Genomic DNA, 12923 nt, shown 5'->3' on the forward strand with positions numbered 1-12923 from the left:
TTGAACCAACCGACTACGTAAGGATCGACCGCTCGTGAGCCAGGTCCCCTCCATCACCCTCAACAATGGCGTCGAGATGCCTCAGCTCGGTTTCGGGGTCTGGCAGGTGCCGGACGACGAGGCCGCGAAGGCGGTCGCCACGGCCATCGAAGCCGGGTACCGGAGCATCGACACCGCCGCGATCTACGAGAACGAGCAGGGCACGGGCCGGGCCGTCGCGGCCTCCGGCATCCCCCGCGAGGAGCTGTTCGTCACCACGAAGCTGTGGAACAGCGAGCAGGGTTACGACGCGACGCTGCGCGCCTTCGACGCCTCGCTCGACCGGCTGGGGCTCGACTACGTCGACCTCTACCTGATCCACTGGCCGGTTCCCGCCAAGGACGCGTACATCGACACCTACCGGGCCTTCGAGAAGATCGCGTCCGAGGGCCGGGCCAGGGCGATCGGCGTCTCGAACTTCCTCCCCGAGCACCTGGAGCGCCTCATCGGCGAGACCTCCGTGGTCCCGGCGGTCAACCAGATCGAGCTCCACCCCCAGCTCCAGCAGGCCGATTCGCGCGCCTTCCACGCCCAGCACGGCATCGCGACCGAGGCCTGGTCGCCGCTGGGCCAGGGCAAGGGCCTGCTGGAGGTCCCGACGGTCGTCGCGATCGCGCAGAAGCACGGCCGCTCGGCCGCCCAGGTGGTGCTCCGCTGGCACCTCCAGACCGGCAACGTGGTGATCCCCAAGTCCGTGACGCCGTCCCGGATCGCGGAGAACCTGGACGTGTTCGGCTTCGAGCTGGACGCGGACGACCTGGCCGCGTTCGCCGCGCTGGACGAGGGCAAGCGCCTGGGCCCGAACCCCGGCGAGTTCAATCTCGGCGCCTGATCCGCACGGCGCCGCGAGCGGCGCACACACGACGCGGCGGACCACCGCCCGGCTTTCCCGGCCGGGCGGCGGTCCGTTTCGCGCGTGCGGCCTCCGGGCGGTTGCGGCTGGCTGACGGAACTGGTCCGTTCCCGCCCGTGCGGCCAGGCGGCGGACCGCCTCCGCGCTGCGGCGAGCCGCTCAGCCACGGCGGCCTTCGTGGCCCGTACGCCGCTCAGCCACGGCGGCCTTCATAGCCCCTACGCCGCTCAGCCACGGCGGCCCAGGTGCACGGTGCGCGCCGAGAGCAGGTAGACGTCGGGGCGTTGGCGCAGTCCGGCCGGGTCGTCGGCGTCGAGCAGCCGGTCGAGCGCGGCGACGTCCTCCGCCGTGAGCCGCTCCTGGAACATCTCACGGCGCCGGGCGAACTCGACGGTGATGAACTCGCGGGCCCGGTCCGAGAGCGGCGCCGGAAGGTCCAGCAGGAAGGTCCGGGTGCCCTGCGGGGTCAGCCCCACCGCGGCGAGGAGCGCACTCCAGTCCTCGGTCTCCCGCTTGCTGCCGGGCAGCGCCGCCCGCATGTCCTCGAAGACGTCCGCCTGGATCGCTTCGAGCCGGGCCTCCAGCCCGGGACGCCCGAAGCCGAGGTCGCGCGGGAGCCGACGGGGCTGGAGCCCGCCCTCGGCCAGGGCCACGATGCCGCCCGGACGCAGCAGCCCGGCGAATCCGGCCAGTACGGCGCGCTGGTCGCCCATGTGGTGCAGGGAGTTCCCGGCCCAGATCAGGTCGGCCTCGCCCAGGGAGCCGACTCCGTCGTGGAGGTCTGCGTGACGGGTGCGGACGCGGTCGCCGAGACCGAGGCGCTCGGCGTGGTTCCGGGCTCGCTCCAGGAGCGCGGGGGTGCCGTCGACGGCGACGACCTCCGCCTCGGGGAACACCTCGGCGAGCAGGCAGGTGATCAGCCCGGGGCCGCTGCCGATGTCGAGTACCCGGCGCACCTTCGGCGCCTCGGGGAGTGCGGCGATCCAGCGGGCCGCCTGTTCGTACTGGGGCCTGCTGAGCTCGGCCTCCAGCTCCAGCATCGGCCCCATCACGTCCCAGTCGAAGTCACCCGCGTCCTGCTGGTGGCCGTGACCGTGGTGATGACCCGCGTGGGCGGTGCCCGGGTGGTGGCTGTGCGTGGTGGATGCGTGGGGACCGTGTCCGGTGTGCTGGCTCATGGGCACCAGCTTCACCTCGACCCGGATGCCCGGCAAGTTTTGTTGCCGGTTCGGCAATCGGTGGTTGTTTCCAGACACCCGCGACTGTCCCGCGACGTCCGGCTCCGGCCCCCATCTCACGCAATGGACACCTGCATATTGCCGGTAGGCCGCCGGGCCCATAACTTGCGTTTATGGAGCTGGAGTTGCGCCATCTGCGAACCGTACGTGCCATAGCCGACACCGGCAGCCTGACCAAGGCCGCCGCGGCCCTCGGCCTTGCCCAGCCCGCGCTCAGCGCGCAGCTGCGCCGGATCGAGAAGGCACTCGGCGGTCCGCTCTTCGACCGCGACCACACCGGAGCCCGGCCCACACTCCTGGGTGAGCTGGTGCTGGAACGGGCCCGGGTGGTGCTGCCCGCCGTCAGCGAGCTCCAGGAGGAGGCGGTCCGCTTCGCCAACGCGTGGGGGGCCATGGAGCGCTTCCGGCTCGGCGGTACGCACGGTCCGCTGCTGGGCGGCCTGGTGGACCGGCTGGTCACCGCGCATCCGACGTCCCCCGTGTCGACGTACACCTCCTGGTCGGTCGCGGAGATCGCCGCCCAGCTGGTGGACGGGCGGCTGGACTTCGCCCTCATCGGAACGTGCGGGGAGAGCCCACCGCCCGCCCAGGACCGGCTGACCTGGCAGGTGATCGGCGTCGATCCGGTGTTCGTGATGCTGCCGGACTCCCACCGGCTCGCCGGTGAGCCGGAGCTGGACCTCGCCTCGCTGGCGGAGGAGTGCTGGGCGGACGTGCCGGGCGAGGGCTGCTTCGCGGACTGCTTCATCAGCGCCTGCGCCCGGTCCGGGTTCAGCCCCGTCTCGGTGTATGAGACGGACACCACCTCCGTCGTTCATCTGGTGCAGGTGGGGCGGGCGGTCGGGCTGTGCCGGGCGACGTTCCCGCCGACTCCGGGGGTGGTGACCCGGCCGATCAGCGGCGCGCCGCTGACCTGGCGCCATCTGCTGGGCTGGCATCCGCGTTCGAGGGCAGCGGGGGCGGCGGCGGGTTCGGTGAGCGGGTACACCCGGGCGGCGTACGGGGAGGCGGTGCGGCGCAGCGAGAGCTACACCGACTGGCTCTCCGCCCACCCCCGGTTCGGCGCGGCGCTGTGACGGAGTACGTGGTGCGCCGCGCCACCGGCAGGGAGTGACGCCGTGACCGGTCACAGCACGTGGCACTACCGCACGTGATGACCGGGGGCGATCGCCGCCACCCGTGCGGCCAGCGCCAGGTCGTTCCCGGTGACCGCGCCGCCCGCGTCGTGCGTGTTCACGGACAAGGAGACCGTGTTGTAGCCGAGGGTCAGGTCGGAGTGGTGGTTCAGCTCGTTCTGGATCGCGGCGATGTGCAGGACGAACGCGGCGGCGGCGAAGTGGTCGTGGAGGCGGTAGGCACAGGCGATCCGGTCGCCCTCCAGCGACCAGCCGGGCAGATCGACCAGCCCGTCCTCGATCTCCTGCCGGGACAGCGGTGCGGCGGGCATGGGGCGGCTCCCTCGTCGGTGTTCGGTACGGTCCGCGGTGCCGGTGACGTTACGGTCTGGGTATGACGACTGTCGCGCCCGACACGGGGGTAGGAACGCTGCTGCGCAGTTGGCGTGAGCGGCGCCGGATAAGTCAGCTGGAACTGGCGCTGCGCGCCGATTCCTCGGCCCGCCACATCTCGTTCATCGAGACGGGCCGCTCACGTCCCAGCGAGGAGATGATCCTGCGGCTGGCCGAACATCTCGGCGTACCGGTCAGGGAGCGCAACGCGCTGCTGGTGGTGGCCGGTTACGCACCACGCTACGCACAGACCGCGCTGGACGATCCGGCGTTCGGCGCGCTGCGTGAGGGGATGCAACGGCTGCTCCAGGCGTACGAGCCGTATCCGGCGATCGTCGTCGACGGCACCTACGACGTGGTGGCGGCCAACCGGGGGATGCTGGTGCTGGCGGAGGGGGCGGCCGAGCATCTGCTGGTTCCCCCGGTGAACGCCATGCGGCTGACGCTGCATCCGCGGGGGCTCGCGCCGCGCATCCGCAATCTGCGGGAGTGGCGGGCCGATCTGCTGGACCAGATGGAGCGTCAGATCGCCCTGGTGCGTTCGGCGGAGCTGCGTGAGCTGTACGAGGAGGTCGCGGGCTATCCCGTGCCGGAGGACAGCTCCCCCGGGCCCGAACGGTCGCTGCCCTTCGCGCTGCCCCTGCTGATCGAGCACGGCGGGCGGACGCTCTCCTTCGTCTGCTCCATCGCGACGTTCAACACGCCGATGGACGTGACGGTGTCCGAACTGGCGATCGAGACGTTCCTTCCCGCCGACCAGGCCACCGCCGACCATCTGCACGCCCTGTCCTCCTGACAGCCGGTGGCTGACGGTCCCGGACCCGGGACCGTCAGCCGTCAGCCGTCAGCCGTCAGCCGTCAGCCGTTGGACCGATGCCCTACACGCGGGCCCCGTTGTCGTGCGGGTCGCGGCGGGCCGTCTTCGTACCGGAGCGGCGTCCCGGGGACCGCTTGCGGGCGGGCGGCGGGGCCTTGCTGCTGCGTTCCAGGACCAGGGCGAGGGGCACGGCGGTCAGCACGGAGGAGTAGGTGCCGACGCAGATGCCGATCAGCAGGGCCAGGGCGAAGTCCGCGAGGGAGTCACCGCCCAGCACGGCGAGCGCGACCAGGATGAAGAGGGCGCCCATCCCGGTGTTGACCGTGCGGGGGACGGTCTGGACGATGGCCCGGTCGGCGATGGTGGCCACCGGTACGCGGCGGGCCTTCGCCCAGAGCTCCCGTACCCGGTCGAAGACCACCACCGAGTCGTTGACGGAATATCCGATGACGGTCAGGAGCGCGGCCAGGAAGATGCCGTCGATGGTGCGGCCGAGCCAGGCGAAGACGCCGACCAGGATGATCACGTCATGGACCAGGGCCCCGACCGAGGCCAGGGCGAAGGTCCAGCGGAACCGGACGGCCAGGTAGGCCAGCTGCACCAGCACCGCGATGGCGAGGGCGATCAGCGCGTTGCGCCGCAGCTCGTCGCCGAGGCTGGGGCCGATGAGCTCGTCGCGCACCTTGGTGGTCTCGCCGCCCTCCTTCGCGAGGGCGGCGCGCAGGGCGTGCTCGCCGTCGTTGTCGAGCCCGGCGGTCCGCACCGAGAGGTCGCCCGCACCCGCCGTGGTGACCTCGGCGTCGCCGAAGCCCGCACCGGCCAGGACCGTACGGGCCCGCTCCACGTCGACGGGCTGGCTGGTCGAGTACTCCACCAAGCGCCCGCCGGTGAACTCGACGCCCAGGTTCACCCCGCGCACGACGATGCCGAGGACGGCCACCGCGACCAGGACCGCGGAGACCGTCAGCCAACGGCGCGGCGACCGCATCAGCCGGATGTCGCGGCGGGTCAGCCAGGTGCGCACCCGGCCGGGAACCGCGATGCCGTTGATGCCCCGGTAGTCGTTGACGAACCGGGAACCGGCGGCGATCTCGGTGAGGGCGCGGGCGATGACCAGCGCGGAGAACATCGAGGCGATCACACCGATGGCGAGGGTGACGCCGAAGCCCTTCACCGGTCCGGAGCCGAGGAAGAAGAGCAGCCCGGCCGCGATGAGTGTCGTCACGTTGGAGTCGGCGACGGCGCTCCAGGCACCGCGGAACCCGGCGGTCAGTGAGGAGCGCAGGGTACGGCCCGGATGCTGGGCGTGTTCCTCCCTGGCCCGTTCGAAGACAAGGACGTTGGCGTCGACCGCCATCCCGATGGCCAGGACGAATCCGGCGAGGCCAGGCAGGGTGAGGGTGACCCCGAGTGCGACCAGGGCCGCGTAGGAGATCAGTCCGTAGGCGGCCAGCGCGAAGGCGGCGAGTGCGCCGAAGAGCCGGTAGACGACGGTGATGAAGAGCGCGGTGGCCGCGGCGCCGATGAGGGCGGCGCGGGCGCTGGCGTCGATGGCGGCGGCGCCGAGCGTCGGGCCGACGGTCCGCTGCTCGACGATCTCGACGGGCAGCGGCAGGGCGCCGCCCTTGATCAGCAGGGCCAGTTCCCGGGCCTCGTCCGCACTGAACGATCCGGTGATCTGGGTGGAGCCGGAGGGCAGTCCGGTGTTGCAGGCGACCGAGGGGGAGACCTGCGGCGAGGAGATGATCTGCTGGTCGAGGACGATGGCGACGCGGCGCCGCACGTCCTGCTCCGGGTAGCAGGCGGCCTCGCCGGTCAGCCGGGTCCAGTCCCGGCCCGCCTGCTTGTGGAAGTCGAGGGAGACGGTCCAGCCCGCGCCCTGCTGGGCGTCGAACTCGGCGGTCGCGTCCTTGACGCCCGCGCCGGTGAGCCGGACGGGGCCGAGGTCGAGGGCCTGCCCCTGCTCGTCGCGGAAGATCGGCCCGTCGCCGGAGGCTTTGCCGTCGCCGGTCTTCTTGTCGCTGTCCGCGGGGTTCTTTCCGCTGTCTCCCGGCTTCTCCTCGCCGTCCGCCGGGTTCTTTCCGCTGTCCGCCGTCGACTTGCCGTTGTCGTCGGGCTTCTGACCGTCGCCGTTGTCATCGGCGCCGGGGCCCTGGACCGCGTGGAAGCCGAGCTGGGCCGTGCGGCCGATGACCTCGGCGGCCTTGCGCGGGTCCTGGACGTCCGGGAGTTCGACGATGATCCGGTCCTCACCGGAGCGGGTCAGGGTGGGTTCGGCGACGCCGAGGGAGTCGATGCGCTGGCGCAGCACTTCGAGGGTGCGCTCGGTGCTCTCCCGGTCCGCCTTCGCGGTGTCCGAGTCCTTGGCCTGGAGCACCATGCGGGTGCCGCCCTGAAGGTCGAGGCCGAGTCTGGGTGACATGGTCAGCGTGATGAGCACGGAGACGAGCAGTACGGCCGCAGCCAGAACCGCCCGCACCGTGGTGGCGCGAGTCATGGGTTTCCTCCGAGGGGGCGCCGGACGCCCTCACCTCGGCGGGGGCTGAACGGCGGTGCTGTGGAACGGGACCGGTGGCAGGACCGGTGGCCGGTGAGCGGCCTTCCTCGGAGGTCCGCGCACGCCGGGGAGCGCGACGCGCAGGCGCCCGACGGCGCGTGGCGGCTCGGCGGGGGCCTGGTGGTGGGCACGGAACCAGGGCCCGCTGCCGGGGGTGCGGGGGAGCAGGGCGTCGAGTCCGGGCGGCGGGAGGTGGTGTGCCGTGCGGACCTGGTCGCTCCCGGCCCTGGGCTGGGGAGCGGGGCCGGTCTGCGGGCGGTGCGTGTGGTCGGCCGCAGCGGCCGTGCGGACACGGCGGGTGTCCTGGGCGGCTCCGGCACCGGCACCGTTTCCGGCGCCGGAGCGGGTGGTGTGGGTGGTGCGGTCGGTGTGCGGGGTGGGCCGGTGGCCGCCGGGGGCGTACGCGACGGAGGACGGAACCCCGGCGGACGGCCGGGCGGGCAGCGCGGAGCCGAGCGCCGTGGGAACGCTGCCGGTGACGGCGAGGACGGTGAGCAGGAGGGTGGCGAGGAGTACCCGGGCCGCCCGCGGGATGCGGTGGTGTGCCGGGGTGCACGGCCGTGCCCTCGGGGGCGCGTTCCCCGGGGGCGGCCCCGGGAGGGGGGTCACCCTGCTCGGCCGGTCGGGACCGTGGCCGTGGCGGCCGGGCGGAGCAGGGAGCTGAGGACCATTCCCGCGCCGCGGACGACGGCGGTCGCCGGGTCATCGGCGAGGCGCACCGGAGCCCCGAGGCTGGCCGTGATCCGGTCGGTGATGTCGGGGCGGGCGGCGCCGCCTCCGGTGAGCAGCGGGCCCTTGCGCAGGGCCCCGAGGACGGCGCCGTGCCGGTCCTGCTGCCACATCCCCAGGATCATGTCCAGGACGGTGCGGACGACGGCGGTGGGCGCCCGGTCCGGGTCGAGATCGTCCAGTCCCGTCTCGGCCTGGCGGGCGTCGCGGACCTGGTCGTCGACGAGGAGGGTCGCCTCGGTCAGCCCGGCGCCGATGTCGACGACGAGCAGTGGGCCGCCGTCCCGGGGACCGGCCGACGCGGCGGCGGCCCGCGCGCTGTCGAGGGCGATGACGGTGGTCGGCCCGAGCGCGGCGAGCAGGTCGTGCGCCGCCGCACGGTGCCGGGGCCCGGCGAGCACGGGGTGGCTGAGCACGATCACGGTGCCGGTGCGGTCGGTGCCCAGCGCCGTGTCGGCGATCCGGCCGAGCATCCGGCCGCAGGACTCGGGGTCGACGATGCGTCCGCGCCGGACCGGGCGGCCGTGGCCGGGCCCCGTACCGGCGTCGCCGCAGAGGTCGGTGTCGGTGTCGGCCAGGACCCCGTGTCCGGGCACCCAGACGCGGGTGCGGGAGCTGCCGAGGTCGAGAGCGAGACCGCGGGTGGCGCCCCGGTGGTCCCAGCGGGCGGACGGGCCGAACTGCGGTCCGTGGTGCAGTGAACGCATCGTCCCTCCCCCGGCTCGCCCACGCGGCCGCGCACACACCCATACGCCCGCTGATTGCGAGGCATGGTCGAGCCCTCACTATGCAATAGGGAGGCAAAGAAAGCCACTCCCGGGCAAAATCCAAGGGCTTGACCACCGTGCGCAGCCCCGCTCCCGCCCCCCGTTCCCGCCCTCGTGCCCGCCCCGACGCACCCCGTCGGCCTCGGGGCGGGCAGGGCTCACACCGTCTGGGGCAGGAAGTCGGCGATCAGCTCGGCGAACTCGTCGGGCGCGGCTATCCGTATGCCGAGGTCCTCCGCCTTGGTGCGCTTGGAACCGGCCTTCTCCCCGGCGACCAGGAGCGAGGTGCGCTTGGAGACGCTGGAGGAGGACTTGCCTCCGGCCCGCTCGATCAGCTCGTTCATCTCGTTGCGGGAGAGCTTCTCCAGAACGCCGGTCATGGCTCCGGTGACCACCACCGTCATCCCGCCCAGCGGCAGCCCTTCCCCGTCCCCGGTGCCCTCCTCTCCGGTCTCCTCCCCCGGCACGGGCGGCGGCGTGGCGCCGGGCTCCGTCATGGTGACCCCCGCGGCCACCAGCTTCTCGATCAGCGGTGCCAGCTCCGCCAGCTCGGCGACGACCCCGGCGGCCTTCTCCTTGCCGATGCCGTCGACCCGCTGGAGCTCCTCGGCGTCGGCTGCCCTGATCCGGTCCATCTCCGCGAAGTAGCGGGCGATCCGGCGGGACATGGAACGCCCGGTGCCGCGCACGCCGAGCGCGCAGAAGACCCGGGAGAGCGGCTGCGTCCGTGCCGTCTCGATGGCCGCCAGGAGGTTGTCGGTGCTGGTCTCCCCCATCCGCTCCAGGCCCAGCAGCTGCTCGCGTCCGAGGGTGAACAGGTCGGCGAAGTCCGTGACCAGCCCGGCCTCGACGAGCTGGACGACCCTGGTCGCGCCGAGGCCCTCGATATCGAGCTGGTCGCGGCCCGCCGCGTACGAGATGGAGGCGACCAGGCGGCAGGCCCGGCCCCGGACGCAGCGCCAGCGCTGCTCGCTGGTGTCTATCTCCGAGCCGCACTGGGGGCAGGACTCCGGGAACTCGATCGGCTTCTCGTCACCGGTCCGCAGATGGGCGACGGGGGCCTCGATGCGGGGAATGATGTCGCCCGCCTTGTAGACCATCACCCGGTCGCCCAGGCGCAGATCGCGGCGGGTGATGTCGGCGGGGTTGTGCAGGGTGGCGTAGCTGACGGTCGAGCCGTCGATCTCGACCGGCTCCAGCACGGCGCGCGGCGCGATGATGCCCGTCCGGCCCACGTTCCACTCGACGTCGAGGAGCCGGGTGACCTTCTCGACGGCCGGGAGCTTGTACGCGATGGCCCAGCGCGGTGCCCGGGTGCCGGAGCCCGCTTCGCGCTGGTCGGCCGCGAGATCGGCCTTGATCACGATGCCGTCGATACCGAACGGCAGCGTGGCTCGCCGGGCGGCGATCTCCTCGACCCTGCTCTGCACCTCCTCGGCGCTGCCGACGGTGCGCGGAGCGACGTCCGTGCCCGCGGCGGTGTGCACGCCCAGGCGGGCGACGTATCCGAGCACCTCGCTGTGCGGGAGTTCGGCGAGGGTGTCGGCGAGCCCGCCGGATTCGGGCAGTGGCAGCGCACCGTAGGCGAAGAACGTCATCTCGACCGTGTACGCCCGGTCCTTGGCGCGCAACGTACCGGCCGCGCCGTTCCTCGGGTTGGCGAAGGGCGCGCCGCCGTGCCCGGTGCGGGCGGCGTTGGCCTGCTCGAACTGCTCGGTGGTCATGAGGATCTCGCCGCGCATCTCGATCGTCACCGGCTCGGCGAGCCGCTCGGGCAGGCCCACGACCGTACCGATCGCGTGCGAGACGTCCTCACCGGCGGTGCCGTCGCCCCGGGTGATCAGCTGCTCCAGGCGGCCCGACCGGTAGCGCGCCGCGACCGCGAGTCCGTCGAGCTTCGGCTCCACGCTCCAGGCCGCGACGGGCCTGCCTATCCGGCGCTCCAGCGAGGCCGTCCACGTGACGAACTGCTCGGCCGAGAAGACGTTGTCCAGGGAGAGCATCGGCACCGTGTGCGGAACGTCGCCGCTCGCGGCGCCGCCCGCCACCTTCCCGGTGGGAGAGGCGTCGAGCACCTCCTGGGGGTGCTCCTGCTCGTAGGCGGCGATCCCCCGCACCAGCCGGTCGTAGGCGTCGTCGTCGAGCGTGCTTTCGCCCGTGGCGTAGTACGCGGCGGCGGCCCGCGTCGCTTCCTCGACCGCGGCGGCGTAGGCGGCGGTATCGGCGAGCACAACAGCTGAGTTCGTCATGGCCCCCATCCTGCCGTCCACCACTGACAACGCTCCTCAGCCGGCCGCCCGGAGCGGTCCGTCGGCCTCGTCCCCGCCCTGCGCCAGCGGGACCTGCGGGCCCGAGCACTCCCGCAGCCACCGCCGCAGCACCCGGTGCACCTGCTCGGCGCCGACCAGCTCCCCGCCCGGGGCCACCGGAGCGGACAGCCCGGCCGGCCACAGCAGGAAGGGCCGGGACTGCTCGCCGCCCAGGCCGCCGTGCGAGCCGATCTGCTCCTCGAAGGCGTGCACACAGCCCGTGGCACCGTCGTACATCGAGTTGACCATGATGTCGGCGACGTGCGGGAAGGTGTCCGTGCGCCGCACCGCCGCCGCCGCGCCGGGACCGAACGGGGCCAGCGGCCCCTGCCCGTCCGCCAGCTCCGGCACCGGGACCTCCGTGCCGCCACGGCCCAGCACCACCGATCCGTGGCGCTCGCTGCGGACCAGCAGAAAGCCGACGCCCGGGTGGTTGGCGAGGGTGCCGAGCAGGGCGGGGCGGCTGCGGTCGAGCTGTTCGCGCGAGGCACGTCCCCGGATGTCGGGGAAGGAGATCAGGCCGAGGTTCCCGGAAGCGAGGACCACCGGCTCGGAAGGTCTGGAGAAAGGTTCCTCCTCACCTTCGGCGACCGGCCGGTGCAGTGCGATCCGTACCGCGTCCCGCGCCTCCGAGGCGCTGCGGGTGCGCTGGGCCCGGCGCGGCACCGGCAGTCCGCAGCCCGCCCGCACCAGCTCCTTGAGGGTCAGCCCGTACGCCCCTTCGAAGGTCTCCCCGGGGCTCTGCCCGTGATCCGAGAGCAGCACGATCCGGTAGGCGCGCGGGGTGTGCTCGGCGACCTTGGCGATCAGGGCGAGCGAGCGGTCCAGCCGCGCGAGCACCCTCTCCGCGTCGTGGCTGTGCGGTCCGGAGTGGTGCGCCACCTCGTCGTACGCGACCAGGTCGGCGTAGACGGCGGTGCGCCCGGCGAACATGTCCCCGATGACGGCGGAGACCACCACATCGCGTTCGACCACGGTCGCGAAGGCCCGGATGAAGGGGTAGAGGCCGCCGCGCTTGACCCGGGGCGTCACCTTCCGCAGCCGTGCCCGGGTCGACTGGCCGATCTCCCGGCCGACCTCGGCGACGAAGGAGAGCGCGGTGCGCACGGCGTTGGCCGGGTCGGAGAAGTACGCGAAGTAACCGGCCCGGGAGCGGCGGCCCTTGCCGAAGCGGGCCGCCATGGACAGGACGAGAGCCAGCTGGTCGGCGCCGCCGCTGAAGAGGTTGCCGCGGCTGGCGCCGTCCAGGGTGAGCAGCCCGCCGTCACGGGTGCGCTCGACGGCCCGGCGCTGGAGCTCCAGGGCGCTCGCGGGACGGCTGGAGACCATGACGTCGCCGGTCTCCTTCTCGTACCAGCGGAAGGCGGGGACGTCGTGGTTGCTGCCGTGCAGGATGCCGAGCTGGCTGGCGCCGGTCTGGCTGGACCAGTCGGTACGCCAGGGGGTGAGCCGGTGGCCCTCCTCCTTGTCGGCCAGCCATTGGGCGACGGTCGGCATCAGGCCCGTCTCGGCGGCGTGGGCGAGGACGTCATGGCCGACCCCGTCGAGCTGGAGGAAGACGGTGCCGGGCGGGCCACAGCGCCCGCTGTCCGCACCGCTGCGCCGTCGGCGCCGGTCGGCCAGCCGGGAGAGCCTGCGCCGGTAGGCGTTGTCGTCACGGACGGCGAGCGCGGTGGAGGTGGCGGAGGCGACGGCGGACATCACGGCCGCGACGACGACCGCGGTCTCCGGGTTGGCCGCGCCGCGCCCGTCCGGGATCAGCCGCAGGGCGAGCAGCAGCAGCGAGCCGTTGAGGAAGAAGACGAGCAGGCCGAGGACGAGCGCGGGCACGATGAGCAGGGCCCGCACGAGGACCGGCCAGACCAGCGCGGAGAGCAGCCCGAAGGCACCGGCGCCCCAGGCCGCGGTGAACGCGATCTTGGTGATGCTGTCGCCGTCGTCCGACTGGAGCTGGAAGTCCGGCAGTATCCCGGCGAGCACCAGCATCGTGAGCGTCGAGACCGCCCACACCACGACCACTCGCATCAGGGCGCTGCCGGCCGTTCGCCATCGCCCGTCGACCACGCCGTTCCACCTCACGTCCGGACCCCGCTGTTCCGGGCCCTG

Annotated in this window: 10 protein-coding genes; 3 read left to right on the forward strand and 7 right to left on the reverse strand. The window is 73.0% G+C overall.

Annotated elements, in window-relative coordinates:
- The first annotated feature begins 34 nt into the window (after positions 1 to 34).
- Positions 35 to 871 (forward strand): aldo/keto reductase, encoded by an 837-nt coding sequence (locus tag ACFVWY_RS23830; RefSeq protein ID WP_389875848.1) that lies wholly within the window; start codon positions 35 to 37, stop codon positions 869 to 871.
- A gap of 248 nt (positions 872 to 1119) precedes the next feature.
- Here ACFVWY_RS23830 and ACFVWY_RS23835 read toward each other — a convergent pair whose 3' ends face one another.
- On the reverse strand, positions 1120 to 2070 hold the full coding sequence (locus ACFVWY_RS23835) for a class I SAM-dependent methyltransferase (protein WP_389875851.1): 951 nt from the start codon (positions 2068 to 2070) through the stop codon (positions 1120 to 1122).
- A gap of 173 nt (positions 2071 to 2243) precedes the next feature.
- On the opposite strand from ACFVWY_RS23835, the gene ACFVWY_RS23840 reads away from it, so the two are divergent.
- A complete protein-coding gene (locus ACFVWY_RS23840; RefSeq protein ID WP_389875853.1) occupies positions 2244 to 3206 on the forward strand; it encodes a LysR family transcriptional regulator in 963 nt (320 codons plus the stop codon).
- Positions 3207 to 3271: 65 nt separating this feature from the next.
- Here ACFVWY_RS23840 and ACFVWY_RS23845 read toward each other — a convergent pair whose 3' ends face one another.
- On the reverse strand, positions 3272 to 3577 hold the full coding sequence (locus tag ACFVWY_RS23845) for a 4a-hydroxytetrahydrobiopterin dehydratase (RefSeq protein WP_389875855.1): 306 nt from the start codon (positions 3575 to 3577) through the stop codon (positions 3272 to 3274).
- 62 nt (positions 3578 to 3639) lie between these two features.
- Between ACFVWY_RS23845 and ACFVWY_RS23850 the strand changes: the two genes are divergently transcribed.
- Positions 3640 to 4434: a helix-turn-helix domain-containing protein gene (locus tag ACFVWY_RS23850; RefSeq protein WP_389875858.1), complete on the forward strand. Its 795-nt coding sequence runs from the start codon at positions 3640 to 3642 to the stop codon at positions 4432 to 4434.
- An 82-nt stretch (positions 4435 to 4516) separates the two neighbouring features.
- Here the strand turns inward: ACFVWY_RS23850 and secD are convergent, their stop codons facing one another.
- The 5 genes from secD to ACFVWY_RS23875 form a co-directional block, all read right to left on the reverse strand.
- Positions 4517 to 6952 (reverse strand): protein translocase subunit SecD, encoded by a 2436-nt coding sequence (secD, locus tag ACFVWY_RS23855; RefSeq protein ID WP_389875861.1) that lies wholly within the window; start codon positions 6950 to 6952, stop codon positions 4517 to 4519.
- Between the two features lie 30 nt (positions 6953 to 6982).
- Positions 6983 to 7621: a hypothetical protein gene (locus ACFVWY_RS23860; protein WP_389875863.1), complete on the reverse strand. Its 639-nt coding sequence runs from the start codon at positions 7619 to 7621 to the stop codon at positions 6983 to 6985.
- Positions 7618 to 8448: a rod shape-determining protein gene (locus ACFVWY_RS23865; RefSeq protein WP_389875865.1), complete on the reverse strand. Its 831-nt coding sequence runs from the start codon at positions 8446 to 8448 to the stop codon at positions 7618 to 7620. The genes ACFVWY_RS23860 and ACFVWY_RS23865 overlap by 4 nt, the downstream gene beginning before the upstream one ends.
- Before the next feature lie 218 nt (positions 8449 to 8666).
- Complete coding sequence (ligA, locus tag ACFVWY_RS23870; protein ID WP_389876105.1) at positions 8667 to 10766, reverse strand: NAD-dependent DNA ligase LigA; 2100 nt, start codon at positions 10764 to 10766, stop codon at positions 8667 to 8669.
- 27 nt (positions 10767 to 10793) lie between these two features.
- Positions 10794 to 12842 (reverse strand): phage holin family protein, encoded by a 2049-nt coding sequence (locus tag ACFVWY_RS23875; RefSeq protein WP_389876108.1) that lies wholly within the window; start codon positions 12840 to 12842, stop codon positions 10794 to 10796.
- Between the last annotated feature and the right edge of the window lie 81 nt (positions 12843 to 12923).

Origin of the sequence: Streptomyces sp. NPDC058195 (genome assembly GCF_042883525.1) — a bacterium.
Classification (GTDB): domain Bacteria; phylum Actinomycetota; class Actinomycetes; order Streptomycetales; family Streptomycetaceae; genus Streptomyces.